Source organism: Undibacterium sp. TJN25 (assembly GCF_049339885.1).
Taxonomy (GTDB): Bacteria; Pseudomonadota; Gammaproteobacteria; order Burkholderiales; family Burkholderiaceae_D; genus Undibacterium.
The window spans coordinates 1-17,288 of the sequence record NZ_JBMPPM010000017.1; the positions used below are offsets into that span (position 1 = coordinate 1).

General features: G+C 54.1%; 14 protein-coding genes, 1 tRNA gene and 1 pseudogene. All 16 read left to right on the forward strand.

What is annotated here, in order from left to right; all coding sequences use genetic code 11:
• Positions 1–140: pseudogene (gene tuf, locus ACO0LO_RS27180) on the forward strand (elongation factor Tu); the annotation flags it as partial.
• Positions 141–218: 78 nt separating this feature from the next.
• A tRNA-Trp gene (locus ACO0LO_RS27185) sits at positions 219–294 on the forward strand.
• A 36-nt stretch (positions 295–330) separates the two neighbouring features.
• Positions 331–714, forward strand: coding sequence for a preprotein translocase subunit SecE (gene secE, locus ACO0LO_RS27190; RefSeq protein ID WP_422969362.1), 384 nt, complete (start codon positions 331–333; stop codon positions 712–714).
• Entirely contained in the window at positions 714–1,307 is a 594-nt protein-coding gene (nusG, locus tag ACO0LO_RS27195) for a transcription termination/antitermination protein NusG (RefSeq protein WP_422969364.1), read from the forward strand. The genes secE and nusG overlap by 1 nt, the downstream gene beginning before the upstream one ends.
• A gap of 159 nt (positions 1,308–1,466) precedes the next feature.
• On the forward strand, positions 1,467–1,898 hold the full coding sequence (gene rplK, locus ACO0LO_RS27200) for a 50S ribosomal protein L11 (RefSeq protein ID WP_188569483.1): 432 nt from the start codon (positions 1,467–1,469) through the stop codon (positions 1,896–1,898).
• A complete protein-coding gene (gene rplA, locus ACO0LO_RS27205) occupies positions 1,898–2,593 on the forward strand; it encodes a 50S ribosomal protein L1 (RefSeq protein WP_422969367.1) in 696 nt (231 codons plus the stop codon). The genes rplK and rplA overlap by 1 nt, the downstream gene beginning before the upstream one ends.
• Positions 2,594–2,868: 275 nt before the next feature.
• Positions 2,869–3,396, forward strand: coding sequence for a 50S ribosomal protein L10 (gene rplJ / locus ACO0LO_RS27210; RefSeq protein WP_422969369.1), 528 nt, complete (start codon positions 2,869–2,871; stop codon positions 3,394–3,396).
• A gap of 63 nt (positions 3,397–3,459) precedes the next feature.
• The gene (rplL, locus tag ACO0LO_RS27215) at positions 3,460–3,831 is read left to right on the forward strand and encodes a 50S ribosomal protein L7/L12 (protein WP_422969370.1); all 372 of its coding nucleotides are present in this window, start codon (positions 3,460–3,462) and stop codon (positions 3,829–3,831) included.
• 278 nt (positions 3,832–4,109) lie between these two features.
• Positions 4,110–8,216, forward strand: a complete 4,107-nt coding sequence (gene rpoB, locus ACO0LO_RS27220; protein ID WP_422969372.1) for a DNA-directed RNA polymerase subunit beta — start codon at positions 4,110–4,112, stop codon at positions 8,214–8,216.
• Positions 8,217–8,310: 94 nt separating this feature from the next.
• Positions 8,311–12,540: a DNA-directed RNA polymerase subunit beta' gene (gene rpoC / locus ACO0LO_RS27225; RefSeq protein WP_422969374.1), complete on the forward strand. Its 4,230-nt coding sequence runs from the start codon at positions 8,311–8,313 to the stop codon at positions 12,538–12,540.
• Positions 12,541–12,644: 104 nt separating this feature from the next.
• A complete protein-coding gene (locus tag ACO0LO_RS27230) occupies positions 12,645–13,436 on the forward strand; it encodes a biotin--[acetyl-CoA-carboxylase] ligase (RefSeq protein ID WP_422969376.1) in 792 nt (263 codons plus the stop codon).
• A 20-nt stretch (positions 13,437–13,456) separates the two neighbouring features.
• Positions 13,457–14,242, forward strand: coding sequence for a type III pantothenate kinase (locus ACO0LO_RS27235; protein ID WP_422969377.1), 786 nt, complete (start codon positions 13,457–13,459; stop codon positions 14,240–14,242).
• 26 nt (positions 14,243–14,268) lie between these two features.
• Complete coding sequence (locus tag ACO0LO_RS27240) at positions 14,269–14,949, forward strand: SPOR domain-containing protein (RefSeq protein ID WP_422969379.1); 681 nt, start codon at positions 14,269–14,271, stop codon at positions 14,947–14,949.
• Between the two features lie 327 nt (positions 14,950–15,276).
• Positions 15,277–15,510 (forward strand): hypothetical protein, encoded by a 234-nt coding sequence (locus ACO0LO_RS27245; protein WP_422969381.1) that lies wholly within the window; start codon positions 15,277–15,279, stop codon positions 15,508–15,510.
• Between the two features lie 388 nt (positions 15,511–15,898).
• Positions 15,899–16,372 carry a cache domain-containing protein gene (locus ACO0LO_RS27250; protein WP_422969383.1) on the forward strand — a complete coding sequence of 158 codons (474 nt, stop codon included), beginning with the start codon at positions 15,899–15,901 and terminating at the stop codon, positions 16,370–16,372.
• Positions 16,373–16,495: 123 nt separating this feature from the next.
• Positions 16,496–17,266, forward strand: coding sequence for an IclR family transcriptional regulator (locus ACO0LO_RS27255; protein WP_422969385.1), 771 nt, complete (start codon positions 16,496–16,498; stop codon positions 17,264–17,266).
• Positions 17,267–17,288: the final 22 nt, after the last annotated feature.

The window sequence follows — 17,288 nt, forward strand, 5'->3', positions numbered from 1 at the left end:
AAATGGTTATGCCAGGCGATAACGTGTCGATCACAGTCAAGCTGATCAACCCGATCGCGATGGAAGAAGGCCTGCGTTTCGCGATTCGCGAAGGTGGCCGTACTGTTGGCGCCGGTGTTGTTGCAAAGATTATTGAGTAATTGGTTGTAAGCAGTATCTGAACAGACGCAGTGTTCCATCATTGGATCACTGCGTTTGGTTCAAGAAGTTCAAGGCGTAGGGGTGTAGCTCAATTGGCAGAGCGTCGGTCTCCAAAACCGAAGGTTGGGGGTTCGATTCCCTCCGCCCCTGCCACCATCATGGCCGCAGGGCATCGAAAGTAAATAGAGTATGTCTAACCATCCCGTTCAAACAGTCAGCACGTCCAATGACAAGTTCAAAGTCATTCTGGCGATCGTTGCTGTAGTTGCCGGTGTTGCTGCATTTTATATTCTTGCGAATCAATCTACCCTGGTGCGTGCGTCGGCGCTGGTTGCCGGCCTGATCGTTGCCGTTGGTTTGGCGTGGACCTCTGAGTCTGGTCAAGGTTTTATCAACTTTGCCCGTGAATCGGTCCGTGAAACCAAAAAAGTAGTATGGCCTACCCGCAAAGAAGCGATGCAGATTACTGCGGTGGTATTTGGTTTTGTTTTGCTTATGTCAATTTTCCTCTGGGGCACGGACAAGATTCTTGAATTCGTGTTATTGGAACTGGTTCTCGGATGGAAGAAATAATGAACGAAAACAATCAGGATAACGAAAACGGTACAGAGCCAGTAGTGTCTGTACCTAAAAGCGCTAAAAGATGGTACGCAGTGCATGCTTATTCCGGTATGGAAAAAAGCGTACAGCGCGCACTGACCGAGCGTATCGAACGTGCAGAAATGCAAGACAAGTTCGGCCAGATCCTGGTGCCGACTGAAGAAGTCATTGAAGTAAAAAACGGCAAGAAAGCAGTTACCGAAAGGCGCCTGTTCCCAAGCTATGTATTTGTCGAGATGGAAATGACCGACGATACCTGGCATCTGGTCAAGAACACCAATAAGGTAACCGGCTTTATCGGCGGCAAATCCAATAAGCCATCGCCGATTCCTCAGCATGAAGTCGACAAGATCCTGCAGCAAATGCAGGAAGGTGTCGAAAAGCCAAGGCCTAAGGTTTTGTACGAAGTAGGTGAAGTAGTGCGTATCAAGGATGGTCCATTTACTGATTTCAACGGCAACGTGGAAGAAGTCAATTACGAAAAATCCAAGGTCCGTGTCACAGTAACCATCTTCGGCCGCGCCACTCCGGTTGAACTGGAATTCGGCCAGGTAGAAAAAGTCTGAGCGTCTTAGGTTTTTCTTAGGCGCCATGCAAGAATAAGCGCCCACCGGCGCGCCGCTGCAGCAATGCGGCGAAAGCCGGTAAGTAGCAACCAGAGGAGCCCGTTAATACGGCAGTATCGTGCTAGTGGGCGCTAACACTCAACTTATGAAGGAGCCATCATGGCAAAGAAAATCATAGGCTTTATCAAGCTGCAAGTACCAGCTGGTAAGGCAAATCCATCCCCACCGATTGGTCCAGCACTGGGTCAGCGCGGTTTGAACATCATGGAATTCTGCAAAGCGTTCAACGCGCAGACTCAAGGTGTAGAACCAGGCATGCCTATCCCTGTTGTGATCACTGCATTTGCGGACAAGTCTTTCACATTCGTGATGAAGACGCCTCCTGCAACATACATGATCAAAAAAGCAGCCGGCATCACTAAAGGTTCGGCTAAGCCGCACACTGACAAAGTTGGCAAAATCACCCGTAAGCAAGCTGAAGAGATCGCGACTGTTAAACGCGCTGATCTGACAGCCGCGGACATGGATGCAGCAGTACGCACCATCGCTGGCTCGGCACGCTCCATGGGTATCACGGTAGAGGGACTGTAATGGCTAAGTTATCCAAACGCGCAAAAGCGCTGAAATCCAAAGTTGACCGCCTGAAGGTATATCCATTTGATAACGCTATTGCGTTGATCAAAGAGTGCGCAACTGCGAAATTCAACGAATCCATCGACGTTTCCGTACAACTGGGTGTTGATCCTAAGAAATCCGACCAGGTAGTCCGTGGTTCCGTGGTATTGCCAGCCGGCACAGGTAAAACTGTACGCGTAGCGGTATTTGCAACTGGCGAAAAAGCTGAACAAGCTAAAGCAGCCGGTGCAGACATCGTCGGTATGGAGGATCTGGCAGAACGCATCAAAGCTGGCGACATGCCGTTTGATATCGTTATCGCCTCTCCAGACACCATGCGCGTCGTCGGTACCTTGGGCCAGATCCTGGGACCACGCGGCCTGATGCCTAACCCGAAAGTCGGTACTGTAACTCCTGACGTCGCCAACGCGGTTAAAAACGCAAAAGCCGGCCAGGTTCAATACCGTACTGACAAGGCTGGTATCATCCACTCGACCATCGGCCGCAAGTCCTTTGGCGATGCGGATCTGAAATCCAACCTGGTTGCCCTGATTGAAGCGCTGAATAAAGCGAAACCAGCGTCCAGCAAAGGCGTGTACCTGCGTAAAGTATCCATCTCGTCCACTATGGGCGCCGGTGTACGCGTAGATCACGCTAACCTGAACGGTTAATAGCAAGAATTAAGTCCACGCCTGATTTCAGTGCGTGGCGCATCTTTGGGCCGGCAGGTTTTGATGATTGAAACCTGCCGGAGTGTCAAAGACCGTTGGGCGGCGTGCATGCAGGTTGATGTGCAAAGTTAAAACGAGCCGGGTAACCGGTTTCCCCAACGCAGATGGTGTACCCGAACAAGTTTGTAGTTACATCGCTGGTTCGCCAGTGTGGGACTCCTCACTTCGGACGCCGTGTTCGAAACGATATAAGGAAGTGGCATCATCCCGATGCAATGACCGAATATCATAATTGGAGGTTGACCGTGAGTCTCAATCTGAATGACAAAAAGGCCGTCGTAGCCGAAGTCTCTGCAAAAGTAGCTAAAGCACAGACTATCGTCGTGGCCGAATACCGTGGCATCCAGGTCGGTCATTTGACGCAATTGCGTGCTTCTGCACGTGCTCAAGGCGTATACATGCGCGTGTTGAAAAACACTCTCGCACGTCGCGCTGTTGAGGGAACTGCATTTGCAAGCCTCGCTTCTGAAATGACCGGCCCGTTGATCTATGCGATCTCGGAAGATGCCGTTGCTGCTGCTAAAGTCGTTCAAGACTTTGCAAAAACCAACGACAAGCTGGTTGTAAAAGCAGGTAACTATGCTGGCAAATCGCTGGATAAAGCTGGCGTTGTCGCATTGGCAAGCATTCCTAGCCGTGAAGTTCTGTTGTCGCAAGTGTTGGGCATGATGCAGGCTCCTGTATCTGGCTTTGCACGCGGCCTCGCAGCTCTGGCAGCAAAGAAAGAAGCCGAAGCAGCTTAATTGCTGTTTAGCGTAATTTCGTCAATACCGAATAGATGTAATACTAAATAATTGGAGTTTCAAATGGCACTTAGCAAAGACGATATCCTGGAAGCCGTAGGCGCGATGTCCGTAATGGACCTGAACGACCTGGTTAAGGCATTCGAAGAAAAATTCGGCGTTTCCGCTGCTGCAATGGCTGCACCTGCAGCTGGTGGTGGTGCTGCTGCTGCTGTCGAAGAACAAACAGAATTCAACGTAATTCTGACTGAAATCGGCGCAAACAAAGTTGGCGTTATTAAAGCAGTTCGCGAACTGACAGGCCTGGGCTTGAAAGAAGCTAAAGACCTGGTTGACGGCGCACCTAAAGCAGTTAAAGAAGCTGTTGCTAAAGCTGATGCTGAAGCAGCAAAGAAAAAACTGGAAGAAGCCGGCGCGAAAGCAGACATCAAGTAATATTGATGTTACGGGGCGAATCTCCGGATTTGCCAGAGTCAAAGATCGGAATCCTCTCAAAAGAGAGGGTTCCTCTTTGGCTTCTTCGTCGTTCTGGTTTATTTGGTAAGAGTAAGTCCTGCGGCAAATTCACCTGCCACAGTTTGTCGGTTCGAAGCTTAGTTTAAACATTGCAAGGGCTGAGACTTGAGGTTTCATGATCAGTATCCGGGTTTTTCACCTGATATTGCAATTGAATCCTGAATTCTCCATCCTTCCTTGTCACTCACGGAGTGTCCATGCACTACTCATTTACTGAGAAGAAGCGTATTCGTAAATCTTTTGCGAAACGCGCTAACGTTCACAACGTTCCGTTCCTGCTGGCGACCCAGCTCGAGTCATATCTGGGCTTTTTACAAGCAGACAAAGCACCGTCAGCCCGTAAAAATGAGGGCTTGCAGTCTGCCTTCACGTCCATTTTCCCGATTGTGTCGCATAATGGGTTCGCTCGTCTCGAATTCCTATCCTACGTTTTAGGTGATCCTGCTTTTGACGTCAAGGAATGTCAACAGCGTGGCCTCACTTTTGCGTCTCCTTTGCGTGCAAAAGTACGTCTGGTCATTCTTGATAAAGAATCGCCAACCAAACCGGTCGTTAAAGAAATGAAGGAGCAGGAAGTCTATATGGGCGAATTGCCGCTCATGACGACTACCGGTTCTTTCGTGATCAACGGTACCGAACGCGTTATCGTGTCGCAGCTGCACCGTTCGCCTGGCGTGTTCTTTGAGCATGACAGGGGCAAGACGCACTCCTCCGGTAAATTGCTGTTCTCGGCAAGGATCATTCCTTACCGCGGCTCATGGCTGGATTTCGAATTCGATCCTAAAGACATCCTGTTCTTCCGTATCGATCGCCGCCGCAAAATGCCGGTAACGATCTTGTTGCGTGCCATTGGCATGACCAACGAGCAGATACTGGCTAATTTCTTCGTTTTCGATAATTTCACGCTGCATACTGACGGCGCTGAAATGGAATTCGTTTCCGAACGTTTGCGTGGCGAAGTGGCGCGTTTCGACATTTCCGACAAGGCAGGCAAACTGCTGGTCGCCAAGGACAAGCGTATCAACGCACGTCACGTGCGCGACATCGAAACTGCCGGCATCAAGCAAATCTCCGTACCGGAAGACTACCTGCTGGGCCGCGTGCTGGCGAAGAACATCGTCGACACCGATACCGGCGAAGTGATTGCCAATGCCAATGACGAACTGACGGAAGACCTGCTCGGCCGTCTGCGTGAAGGCGGTATCAAGGAAATCCAGACGCTGTACACCAATGATCTGGACCAGGGTGCCTACATCTCCCAGACTCTGCGTACCGACGACACAGTAGATCAGATGGCTGCGCGTGTAGCGATCTACCGCATGATGCGTCCTGGCGAACCGCCAACGGAAGATTCCGTGGAAGCCTTGTTCAACGGTCTGTTCTACAGCGAAGATCGTTACGATCTGTCCGCAGTGGGCCGCATGAAGTTCAACCGCCGTATCGGCCGTGACGAACTGACAGGCCAGATGACCTTGTCGAACGAAGACGTGCTGGCTGTGATCAAGATCCTGGTGGAACTGCGCAATGGCCGCGGCGAAGTCGACGATATCGATCACTTGGGCAATCGCCGCGTACGTTGCGTCGGTGAGTTGGCAGAGAACCAGTTCCGCGCCGGCCTTGTGCGTGTTGAACGTGCCGTGAAAGAGCGTCTGGGCCAGGCTGAAGCCGATAACCTGATGCCGCACGACCTGATCAACTCCAAGCCTATTTCTGCAGCGATCCGTGAATTCTTCGGTTCCTCGCAGTTGTCGCAGTTTATGGATCAGACCAACCCGCTGTCAGAGATCACGCATAAGCGCCGTATCTCCGCACTGGGCCCTGGCGGCTTGACCCGTGAGCGCGCCGGCTTTGAGGTACGCGACGTGCATCCGACCCATTATGGCCGCGTCTGCCCGATCGAAACGCCAGAGGGACCGAACATCGGTCTGATCAACTCGCTGGCGCTGTATGCTCGCCTGAACGAATACGGTTTCCTGGAAACGCCATACCGCAAGGTTGTCGACAGCAAGATCACATCGCAGATCGATTACCTGTCCGCGATTGAAGAGGGCCGTTACATCATCGCCCAGGCGAATGCGACCATCGACAGCTCCGGCACTCTGGTGGATGAACTGGTTTCTTCGCGTGAAGCAGGCGAAACCATTCTGGTATCTCCAGAACGCGTCCAGTACATGGACGTGGCCACAGGCCAGGTTGTTTCCGTTGCGGCTTCGCTGATTCCGTTCCTCGAACACGATGATGCGAACCGCGCGTTGATGGGTGCCAACATGCAGCGCCAGGCAGTTCCTTGCCTGCGCCCTGAAAAAGCATTCGTCGGTACCGGTATCGAACGTACCGTGGCAGTCGATTCTGGCACGACAGTACAGGCATTGCGCGGCGGTAAAGTCGATTACATCGATGCGGGCCGTATCGTTATTCGTGTGAACGACGCTGAAGCGCAAGCCGGTGAAGTCGGTGTAGATATCTACAACCTGATCAAGTACACCCGTTCCAACCAGAACACCAACATCAACCAGCGTCCTATCGTTCAGGTGGGCGACATGGTTGCCAAGGGCGACGTGCTGGCTGACGGTGCATCCACCGATCTGGGCGAACTGGCATTGGGCCAGAACATGCTGGTCGCGTTTATGCCATGGAACGGCTACAACTTCGAAGATTCGATTCTGATCTCCGAAAAAGTGGTTGCCGATGACCGTTACACCTCTATCCATATCGAAGAGCTGTCGGTTGTTGCCCGTGACACAAAACTGGGTGCGGAAGAAATTACGCGCGATATCTCCAATCTGGCCGAGAACCAACTGGCCCGCCTGGATGAATCCGGTATCGTCTACATCGGTGCTGAAGTGACTGCCGGCGACACACTGGTTGGTAAGGTAACGCCAAAAGGCGAAACCCAGCTGACACCGGAAGAAAAGCTGCTGCGCGCGATTTTCGGCGAAAAAGCCTCCGACGTAAAAGATACGTCCCTGCGCGTGCCTTCCGGCATGGTAGGTACAGTGATCGACGTTCAAGTGTTTACCCGCGAAGGCATCCAACGCGACAAGCGCGCACAACAGATCATCGACGATGAACTGAAGCGCTATCGCCTGGACCTGAACGATCAGTTGCGTATCGTTGAAGGCGATGCATTTGAACGTCTGGAACGCATGCTGATCGACAAGGTCGCCAATGGCGGCCCTGCGAAACTGGCCAAAGGCAGCAAGATCAGCAAGGAATACCTGGCTGAGCTGGATAAGTACCACTGGTTCGATATCCGTCCTGCTGACGACGACGCTGCAAAAGCACTGGAAGCCATCAAGGATTCTATCGCTGAAAAACGTCACCAGTTCGATCTGGCTTTCGAAGAAAAACGCACCAAGCTGACACAGGGCGATGAATTGCCTCCAGGCGTACAAAAAATGGTCAAGGTTTACCTGGCCGTTAAACGTCGTCTGCAACCTGGTGACAAGATGGCGGGTCGCCACGGTAACAAGGGTGTGGTTTCCCGTATCGTGCCTATCGAAGACATGCCTTACATGGCCGACGGTACACCGGCGGACATCGTGTTGAACCCATTGGGTGTTCCTTCACGGATGAACGTTGGTCAGGTTCTGGAAGTGCATCTGGGCTGGGCAGCTAAAGGTCTGGGCCTGCGCATCGGCGAAATGCTGAAAGCAAAAGCCAAGGTCGAAGAACTGCGTGACTTCCTGAAGAAGATTTATAACGAATCCGGCAAGAAGGAAGATATCGACGGTTTGACCGATATCGAGATACTGGAACTGACAGCCAACCTGAAAAACGGTGTGCCGTTTGCAACACCGGTGTTCGATGGTGCGCATGAGGAAGAAATCCGCCGCATGCTGGATCTGGCTTACCCGGACCATATCGCCAAGCAATTGGGCATGACGCCTTCGAAAAACCAGGTAACGCTGTACGACGGCCGCACCGGTGAAGCATTCGAGCGTAATGTCACTGTTGGCTACATGCACGTACTGAAACTGCACCATCTGGTCGATGACAAGATGCATGCCCGTTCCACAGGTCCATACTCTCTGGTAACGCAGCAGCCTCTGGGCGGTAAAGCCCAGTTCGGCGGCCAGCGCTTCGGTGAGATGGAGGTGTGGGCACTGGAAGCATACGGCGCGTCCTACGTGTTGCAAGAGATGTTGACTGTGAAATCCGATGACGTGAATGGCCGTACCAAAGTGTACGAAAATCTCGTCAAAGGCGATCACGTGATCGATGCGGGCATGCCGGAATCCTTTAATGTTCTGGTTAAGGAAATCCGCTCCCTGGGTATCGACATCGACCTCGAGCGCGACTAATCAAATCCGGCCGCGCAGCCTCCGGGCTGTGCGGCGGATTTGATAGGAAAGTACAGTATTTAATGCATTTTTTCACACCTGACTGGAGTGATACATGAAAGCCCTGCTCGATCTATTCAAGCAAGTTCAGCAAAATGAACAATTCGACGCGATCAAGATTGGTCTTGCCTCGCCCGAAAAAATCCGTTCATGGTCCTACGGCGAAGTTAAAAAGCCGGAAACCATCAACTATCGTACATTCAAGCCTGAGCGTGACGGCCTGTTTTGCGCCAAGATTTTTGGCCCGATCAAAGATTACGAATGCCTGTGCGGCAAGTACAAACGCCTGAAACACCGCGGCGTCATCTGCGAAAAATGCGGCGTCGAAGTCACGCTGGCGAAAGTGCGTCGCGAACGCATGGGCCATATCGAGCTGGCTTCGCCGACTGCGCATATCTGGTTCCTGAAATCGCTGCCATCCCGTTTGGGTATGGTGCTGGACATGACTCTGCGCGATATCGAACGCGTATTGTATTTTGAAGCCTATGTTGTGACCGATCCAGGCATGACTCCGCTGAAAAAATGCCAGATCATGTCGGAAGACGATTACGCTGCCAAGTATGAAGAATACGGCGACGATTTCACTGCATTCATGGGCGCCGAAGGCATCCGTGAACTGCTGCGCTCCATCGACATCGACCGCGATGCCGAAGCGCTGCGCGTGGAGTTGAAAGAATCCAAATCCGAAGCCAAGATCAAGAAATACGCAAAGCGCCTGAAAGTGCTGGAAGCGTTCCAGCGTTCCGGCATCAAACCGGACTGGATGATCATGGAAGTTCTGCCGGTATTGCCGCCAGAACTGCGTCCTCTGGTGCCGCTGGACGGTGGCCGCTTTGCGACCTCCGATCTGAACGACCTGTATCGCCGCGTCATTAACCGTAATAACCGCCTGAAGCGCCTGATGGAATTGCGCGCTCCGGAAATCATTACGCGCAATGAAAAACGCATGCTGCAGGAAGCAGTGGATTCGCTGCTGGACAATGGCCGTCGCGGCAAAGCGATGACCGGCGCCAACAAGCGTCCGCTGAAATCCCTGGCCGAAATGATCAAGGGCAAGGGCGGCCGTTTCCGTCAGAACTTGCTGGGCAAACGTGTCGATTACTCCGGCCGTTCCGTCATCGTGGTGGGTCCTCAGCTGAAATTGCATCAATGCGGCTTGCCGAAATTGATGGCGCTGGAACTGTTCAAGCCTTTCATTTTCAATAAACTGGAACTGATGGGCCTGGCGACAACGATCAAGGCAGCGAAAAAGCTGGTCGAGATTCAGGAACCGGTTGTCTGGGATATCCTGGAAGAAGTCATCCGCGAACATCCTGTGATGCTGAACCGTGCGCCTACATTGCACCGTCTGGGCATCCAGGCGTTCGAGCCGGTGCTGATTGAAGGCAAAGCGATCCAGCTGCATCCGCTGGTCTGCGCCGCATTCAATGCCGACTTTGACGGCGATCAAATGGCGGTCCACGTCCCTTTGTCCATCGAAGCACAGATGGAAGCACGCACGCTGATGCTGGCATCCAACAATATTCTGTTCCCGTCCAACGGCGAACCGTCTATCGTGCCATCCCAGGATATCGTGCTGGGTCTGTATTACGCTACCCGTGAGAAGATCAACGGCAAGGGCGAGGGCATGATGTTCCCGGACGTGTCCGAGGTCATCCGCGCGTACGACAACAAGGAAGTGGAATTGACGACACGCATTACCGTGCGTATCGTTGAAAATCCAAAAGATGCGGAAACCGGCGAATTCGTGCGCACCATCAAGCGCTACGAAACCACGGTAGGCCGCGCGATCCTGTCCGAGATTCTGCCTAAAGGCCTGCCTTTCACCGTGCTGAACCGCGCGCTGAAAAAGAAAGAGATCTCCAAGCTGATCGATACATCCTTCCGTAAGTGCGGCCTGCGTGCAACGGTGGTGTTTGCCGATCAACTGATGCAGTCCGGTTTCCGCCTGGCGACACGTGCGGGTATCTCGATCTGTATCGACGACATGCTGGTGCCGCCGCAAAAAGTGACTCTGGTGGCCGCCGCCGAGCACGAAGTCAAGCAGATCGAGCAGCAATATGCTTCCGGTCTGGTGACAGCCGGCGAACGTTACAACAAGGTTGTGGATATCTGGGGCAAAACCGGCGATGAAGTCGGCAAGGCCATGATGGAACAGCTGAAAGTGGAAGACGTAGTCCGCCGCGACGGCAGCAAAGGCACTCAGGAATCGTTCAATGCGATTTACATGATGGCCGACTCCGGCGCGCGTGGTTCCGCAGCACAGATTCGCCAGTTGGCCGGTATGCGTGGCCTGATGGCGAAACCGGATGGCTCGATCATTGAAACACCGATCACCGCGAATTTCCGCGAAGGCCTGAACGTGTTGCAGTACTTTATTTCTACGCACGGCGCCCGTAAAGGTCTGGCCGATACGGCGTTGAAAACAGCGAACTCCGGTTACCTGACACGCCGTCTGGTTGACGTTACGCAGGATCTGGTCGTCATCGAAGATGATTGCGGCACATCCAACGGTGCGTCGATGAAGGCGATTGTCGAAGGCGGTGAAGTTAACGTTCCATTGCGCGACCTGATCCTGGGCCGCGTCGCTGCGAACGATATCGTCAACCCTGAAACTCAGGCCAACCTGTACGACGCCGGCACCTTGCTGGACGAAACGGCAGTGGAAGAAATCGAGCGCCTGGGCATCGACGAAGTCAAGGTCCGCACGCCGCTGACATGCGACACGCGCTACGGCCTGTGCGCAATGTGCTACGGCCGCGATCTGGGCCGTGGTTCCCTGGTCAATGCCGGTGAAGCAGTCGGTGTTATCGCTGCGCAGTCTATCGGTGAACCAGGTACACAGCTGACAATGCGTACGTTCCACATTGGTGGTGCGGCGTCCCGTGCAGCGATTGCCTCTTCTGTTGAAGCCAAGTCCAACGGCACCATCCGCTTCACAGCGACGATGCGTTATGTGACTAACGGCAAGGGCGACCAGATTGTCATTTCCCGTTCCGGCGAAGTGCTGATCACCGACGACCACGGCCGTGAGCGTGAACGTCATAAAGTGCCTTACGGCGCGACGCTGATCGTCAAGGACGGCATGATCATCAAGGCCGGTACGGCATTGGCGACATGGGATCCGCTGACTCGTCCTATCATTACCGAGTACACCGGTACTGTGAAGTTCGAAAACGTCGAAGAAGGTGTGACCGTTGCGAAACAGGTTGATGAAGTAACAGGCTTGTCCACACTGGTGGCCATCGATGCGAAGCGTCGCGGTTCTGTCACCAAATCGCTGCGTCCGCAAGTCAAGCTGCTCAATGAGCAGGGAGAAGAAGTCAAGATCGCTGGCACTGAACATGCAGTGACAATCGGCTTCCAGGTTGGCGCGCTGATTACCGTCAAAGACGGCCAGCAAGTTACCGTGGGTGAAGTCCTGGCGCGTATCCCGACCGAATCGCAGAAGACTCGCGATATTACCGGTGGTCTGCCGCGCGTTGCCGAGCTGTTCGAAGCACGTTCGCCAAAAGATGCAGGTATGCTGGCGGAAGTTACCGGTACTGTTGCGTTTGGTAAGGAAACCAAGGGCAAGCAGCGTCTGGAAATTACCGACATGGACGGCGAGAAACACGAGTTCCTGATCACCAAGGACAAGCAAGTCCTGGTGCATGACGGCCAGGTGGTCAACAAGGGTGAGATGATCGTGGACGGCCCTGCCGATCCGCAAGACATCTTGCGTTTGCTGGGTATCGAAGCGCTGGCGCGTTACATCGTCGATGAAGTTCAGGACGTGTACCGTTTGCAGGGCGTGAAGATCAATGACAAGCACATTGAAGTGATTGTGCGTCAGATGCTGCGCCGTGTTGCCGTTGTGAATCCGGGCGATGCGAACTACATCGTCGGTGAACAGGTTGAACGTTCCGAACTGCTGGATGAAAACGATCGCGTAGTCGCTGCCAACGGTATCCCTGCCACATACGAAAACGTATTGCTGGGTATTACCAAGGCGTCGCTGTCTACCGACTCCTTCATCTCTGCGGCGTCGTTCCAGGAAACCACACGCGTTCTGACAGAAGCAGCGATCATGGGCAAGAAAGATACCCTGCGCGGCCTGAAAGAAAACGTCATCGTCGGCCGCCTGATTCCAGCTGGTACCGGTCTGGCTTTCCATCGTGCCCGCAAGTTGAAAGAAACTTGGGAAGCCGATGAACGCACGGCATTGCTGCAGGCAGAAAAAGCGGCATTCGCGCCTATCCCTGAAGTTGCATCCTCCGATGCAGCGGCGGACGGCGAAGCGTGATCTAGCCAGTAGCAAGCAAGAAAGCACCGTAGCGAAAGCTCCGGTGCTTTTTTTTTGAGCCCGCCCGATTTTGTATATTTGAATTTTCGTTGTATAAAGAAACAATGAGCAACACATTAGAGACCAACAAGATCACCGCTCTGCTGGACAGGTACGGCAGCCGTGCCGATATAGAAGTCGTCGAAGAGACAGGCTCCACCAATGCCGACCTGATGTCCCGCCTGCCGCTATTGCAGGCGCCGGTCTTGCGGGTAGCGGAGCGCCAGACGGCAGGCCGCGGCCGCGCCGGCCGGGTATGGCATTCGGTGCCGGGTGGGGTGCTGACGTTTTCGCTGGCCTGGCGCTTTCCCCAGCAAGCGCAGGGTCTGCTGGGGCTGCCGCTGGCGGTAGGCGTGGCAGTCGCGGAAGTTCTGCTGCAGCAAAGCGTGCCGGTGCAGTTGAAATGGCCTAACGATATCCTGAAAGAAGGCAAGAAACTAGCCGGTATCCTGATAGAAACCTCGCCGGTGCCGGAACGCGAGGGCGGCGGCACATGGACGGTGATTGGCGTCGGCTTGAACCTGAAAATACCGCATGAACTGGAAGCCGAGATAGGCAATGCCGTGGCCGATGCACCCTGGCTGGCGCAAATGGACAGGAGCACACTGATGGCGTATCTGCTCAATGCGCTGGCGCGCGCGCTGGAACAGTTCGAGCAGCAAGGTTTCACCGCTTTTTCTGCACGCTGGAACGGGTTGCACGCCTATGCGCAGCAGATGGTGCGCATACTGGACCAGGGGCAGATCGTACATGAAGGCGTTGCCACCGGCGTGGATGAGGCCGGCTGCCTGATATTGTTAACGCCGCAGGGTCCGGTCGCCGTCGTGGCCGGCGATGTCTCGCTGCGTCCGGTGTGAACCCTTATCCAGGAAATGCAATGCTGCTATTAATCGACGCCGGCAATACCAGAATTAAATGGGGCATGCTGGAACTACCGACGGCGGCCAGTCCGGCGTTGCCTGTCTGGGAAAGCGTGGGTTCGATCGGCCATGAACAATTGCCGGATCTTGCCGCCACCCTGGCCATGGCGCCGCCCATCACGCAGATACTGGTGTCCAATGTCGCCGGCGCCAAGGTCAGCGAGGCGCTGACCGCTGCATTGGCTGAAATTGCTCCAGATGTCGTACCCGCATGGTTTAGTTCGGCGCCGCAACTGGCAGGCCTGCACAACGGTTACCGCAATCCCTTGCAGCTAGGCTGCGACCGTTTTGCATCGGCCATCGCGGCACATGCGCTTTACCCACAGCAAAACCTGATCGTTGCCACCTGCGGCACAGCAACGACGATCGATGCTGTCAGCGCTGAGGGGGTGTTTCACGGCGGCATGATACTGCCGGGACTGAAACTGATGGCGCAGTCGCTGGCCAGGAACACAGCGCAATTGCCGCAAGTGGCAGAGAGTATTTCGGTGGACGATGTTTTCGCCGATAATACGGACCAGGCCATCGTCAGCGGCTGCATAGGCGCACAGCTGGGCGCTATAGAACGTGCAGTAACCAAATGGGGGCTGGCGCAGAAATCGCCGGTGACATGCATCCTCTCCGGCGGTGCCGCGCCTTACCTGGCGGCCCACATGGATGTGCAGTACCAGCATATCGATAATCTCGTACTGACCGGTTTGTATCACGCGGCAAAGGCCCACAATAATGTCAACACACACTGATCCTGTTAATCCTGCTTATCCTATCTATGCTTAGATTCCTGTTCTGGAGCCTGCTGGCCGTCAATGGACTGCTGCTCGCATTTAACCTCGGCTACCTGGGAAGCTGGAATATGGATGCGCATGAACCCCAGCGCATCAAGAACCAGTACCAACCTGGCCAGTTGCAACTGGTATCGGCCGCAGTGGCCAATGCCGTTGCGGATCCGAACGCAGATAAAAAAGGCGCTGTTACTGCCTGCGTCGAAATAGGGGATTTCCTGCAGGCAGACCTGCCGCGGATAGAAGACCGCCTAAAGCAACTGGCGCTGGGAGACCGGCAATCGCGCACCAATGTGCAGGATATTGCCAGCCACATGGTCTATATACCTTCCATGGGCAGTAAGGAAGGCGCTGACAAAAAAGCCGGTGAGTTGCGCCGCCTGGGCATCACCGATTTTTACGTGATACAGGATCAGTCCAATTTGCGCTGGGGCATATCGCTGGGGATCTTCAAGAGCGAAGACTCGGCCAAGGCGCACCTCGCCACGCTGAATAACAAGGGCGTGCGCAGTGCGCGCATCGGCGCACGCAGCGTGACTACCAACAAGTTTGCCTACCAGTTGCGGGCGCTAAGTGCGGAGGAACAGGCCAAATTCGACAGCATCAAAGCCGATTTCCCGACCCAGGAAGTGCGCAACTGCCAAGCCACCGCTTATAACAAGAATTGAGCAGCAACAAGAATTGAGCAGCAGCGGTGCCTGTCAATCGGCAGGCATGGCCTGAGTTTTCCTCCGGGCATGCTTGCGCCTCATCAAGAAAAGCAGCGCCTGATCCCACACGCTTCTAGGACTGTGCCGATACGTGCGTTTCTGCGGCTCCAGTAAGATGAATCCACATTATCGAAACATTGCTTTGCCTTGTCGCTGGTGACTAAGTGAAGTAATGCAGTTTTACCGGTAATGCAGGTCTCTGCGCTTGAGAGACCCGGGATGTCTGGCGGGTAGCATCAGGCTGGTCGGCATCCCTACATTTTTCTGACTTTATAAGGAATAAAGATGACACAGCAAAATCAAAATAACCGTAACCAGAATCCGCAGGCAGGAAATAACCCCCAGAAATCCGATTCCTCGTCCAGCAGCGGCCAAAAGAACAGCCCTGCACAGGCGGATAACAGCAAGGACCGCAATAGCCAGCAACAAGGCCAGCAAGGTCAGCAAAGCAATAAAGGCAATATGGGCACCACCCAGCAGCAAGACAGCGGCAATCAGTCACGCAATCCCAGCCGCTAGACGCTGGCAGTAGCCTGTCGGCGGATGAGAGCATGCATCGCCACTGAGGAGTAAGATGCGAGCCCATCAGGCTAGAAGGCTTTCCGGCAGCTTAAGCTGCCAAATTTCGGGGACGTAAGTCCCCGATTTCATTTCTGTCCCAACCCTTCCACTTTTGCCCCACCTACCACATCCCGTCTTCCTGGCAAATTGTTTCCAATTGCCACATTTGAGCAGCCTCAAGATTGTTTCATAATCCAATCAGAAAAATTTAACAAAGGTTTTCCTGTTGCCCTTATTTGTTGCTTGAAGGCATGATCAACCCTGTCTATCCTGCAAAGGCGATCTGATGATTTATGGAAACCAGATTTGCACACATTGGAATGCAATCACTACCCGGGAGCAGGAAATGAAAGCGATTTTGAAAGGTCTGGCGCTGGCTTTATTAGCCTTCAGCGTATCGGCCTACGCAATAGAAACCAAGGAGGGGCATGGCTCTCCACAAGAGGCGATTGCACTGGTCAAGCAGATTATCGAGTACTACAAGGAAAACGGCAGGGAAAAAACCTTCGCCGAAATCAACGGACAAAGCCAGCAATTCGTCAACAAGGACCTGTATGTGTTTGCCGGTGGAGTCGAGTCCGGCTCGCTTACCCTGGCGCACGGTGACAATCCCAAACTGGTTGGCACCAGCATGCGCGCGACAACGGATGTAGACGGCCATTATTTTGCCAGGCGCATAGTCGAAATCGCCCAGAGCAAAGCCGGCAAGGGGTGGGTAGACTATCGCTGGCCGAATCCCGTTACCAAGGAACTGGAGCAAAAAAGCAGCTATATCGAAAGGGTGGATGACATCTGGTTCGGCTGCGGTATTTACCGGTGATACGATGTTGATCCAGGCTAAATAATCTCAATATTGAGCATACGATTCCCGTAATTTGGGAATCGCAGCTTGAAATCTCCCACTGACCTGCTACGATGGGCCGTACACACCATCAGGCACGGCATGACATTCCCCCGCTATACCTCCTCGGATTTGCCCGAAGTCCCCGTCAATGAACGGGTATTGCAACTGCTTGCCTGCATTGCCAGCAATGGCCGGCCGCTATCTGCCAGGGAATTGTCTGAACAGACCGCGCTGCCGCTCAGCACCCTATACCGCCATCTGGCTCCGCTCAAAAAATGGGGCCTGGTGCAGGAACACGCGCAGACCGGCTTGTACGAACCAGGTCCGCTGGGCGTGCAGCTTGCATGGGGTTTCGACCAGCACTCCTATCTGATGGGGGAGGCGAGGGGCGAGATGGAACAACTGGTCGCTCAGTCAGGCGAGAGCGTGGGATTGCTGGCGCACGTCCATGGCCAGGTCATCTGCCTGGATATGCAGGATAGCGTGCAGGCGCTACGCTGTTCTTTTTCCAAGGGGCGGGCCGGTTCCCCGTTGCGTGGTGCGTCGGCCAAAGCCCTGCTGGCCCATTTGCCGGAAGATGTACAGGACGTCTTGCTACAGCAGCATCTGCCGCAGCAGGCCGAGGCCCAGGCGCAACTGCGGGCTACCCTGACGCAGATCCGCGCGCAGGCTTATGCCGTTAGCGAGAATGAAGTGGACCAAGGGGTATGGGGTGTCAGCGTACCGATTTTTTCTGCGCGCAAAAAACTGGAGGCTAGCCTGTCATTGATGGCGCCGGCATCGCGCGCTGCCCCGCGCCACACGGAATTGATACAACTGACATTGGCGGCCGCCGCGCGCATCAGCCGCAAGCTGCAAGCTGCATCATAATTCTATAATTTTTACAAATACC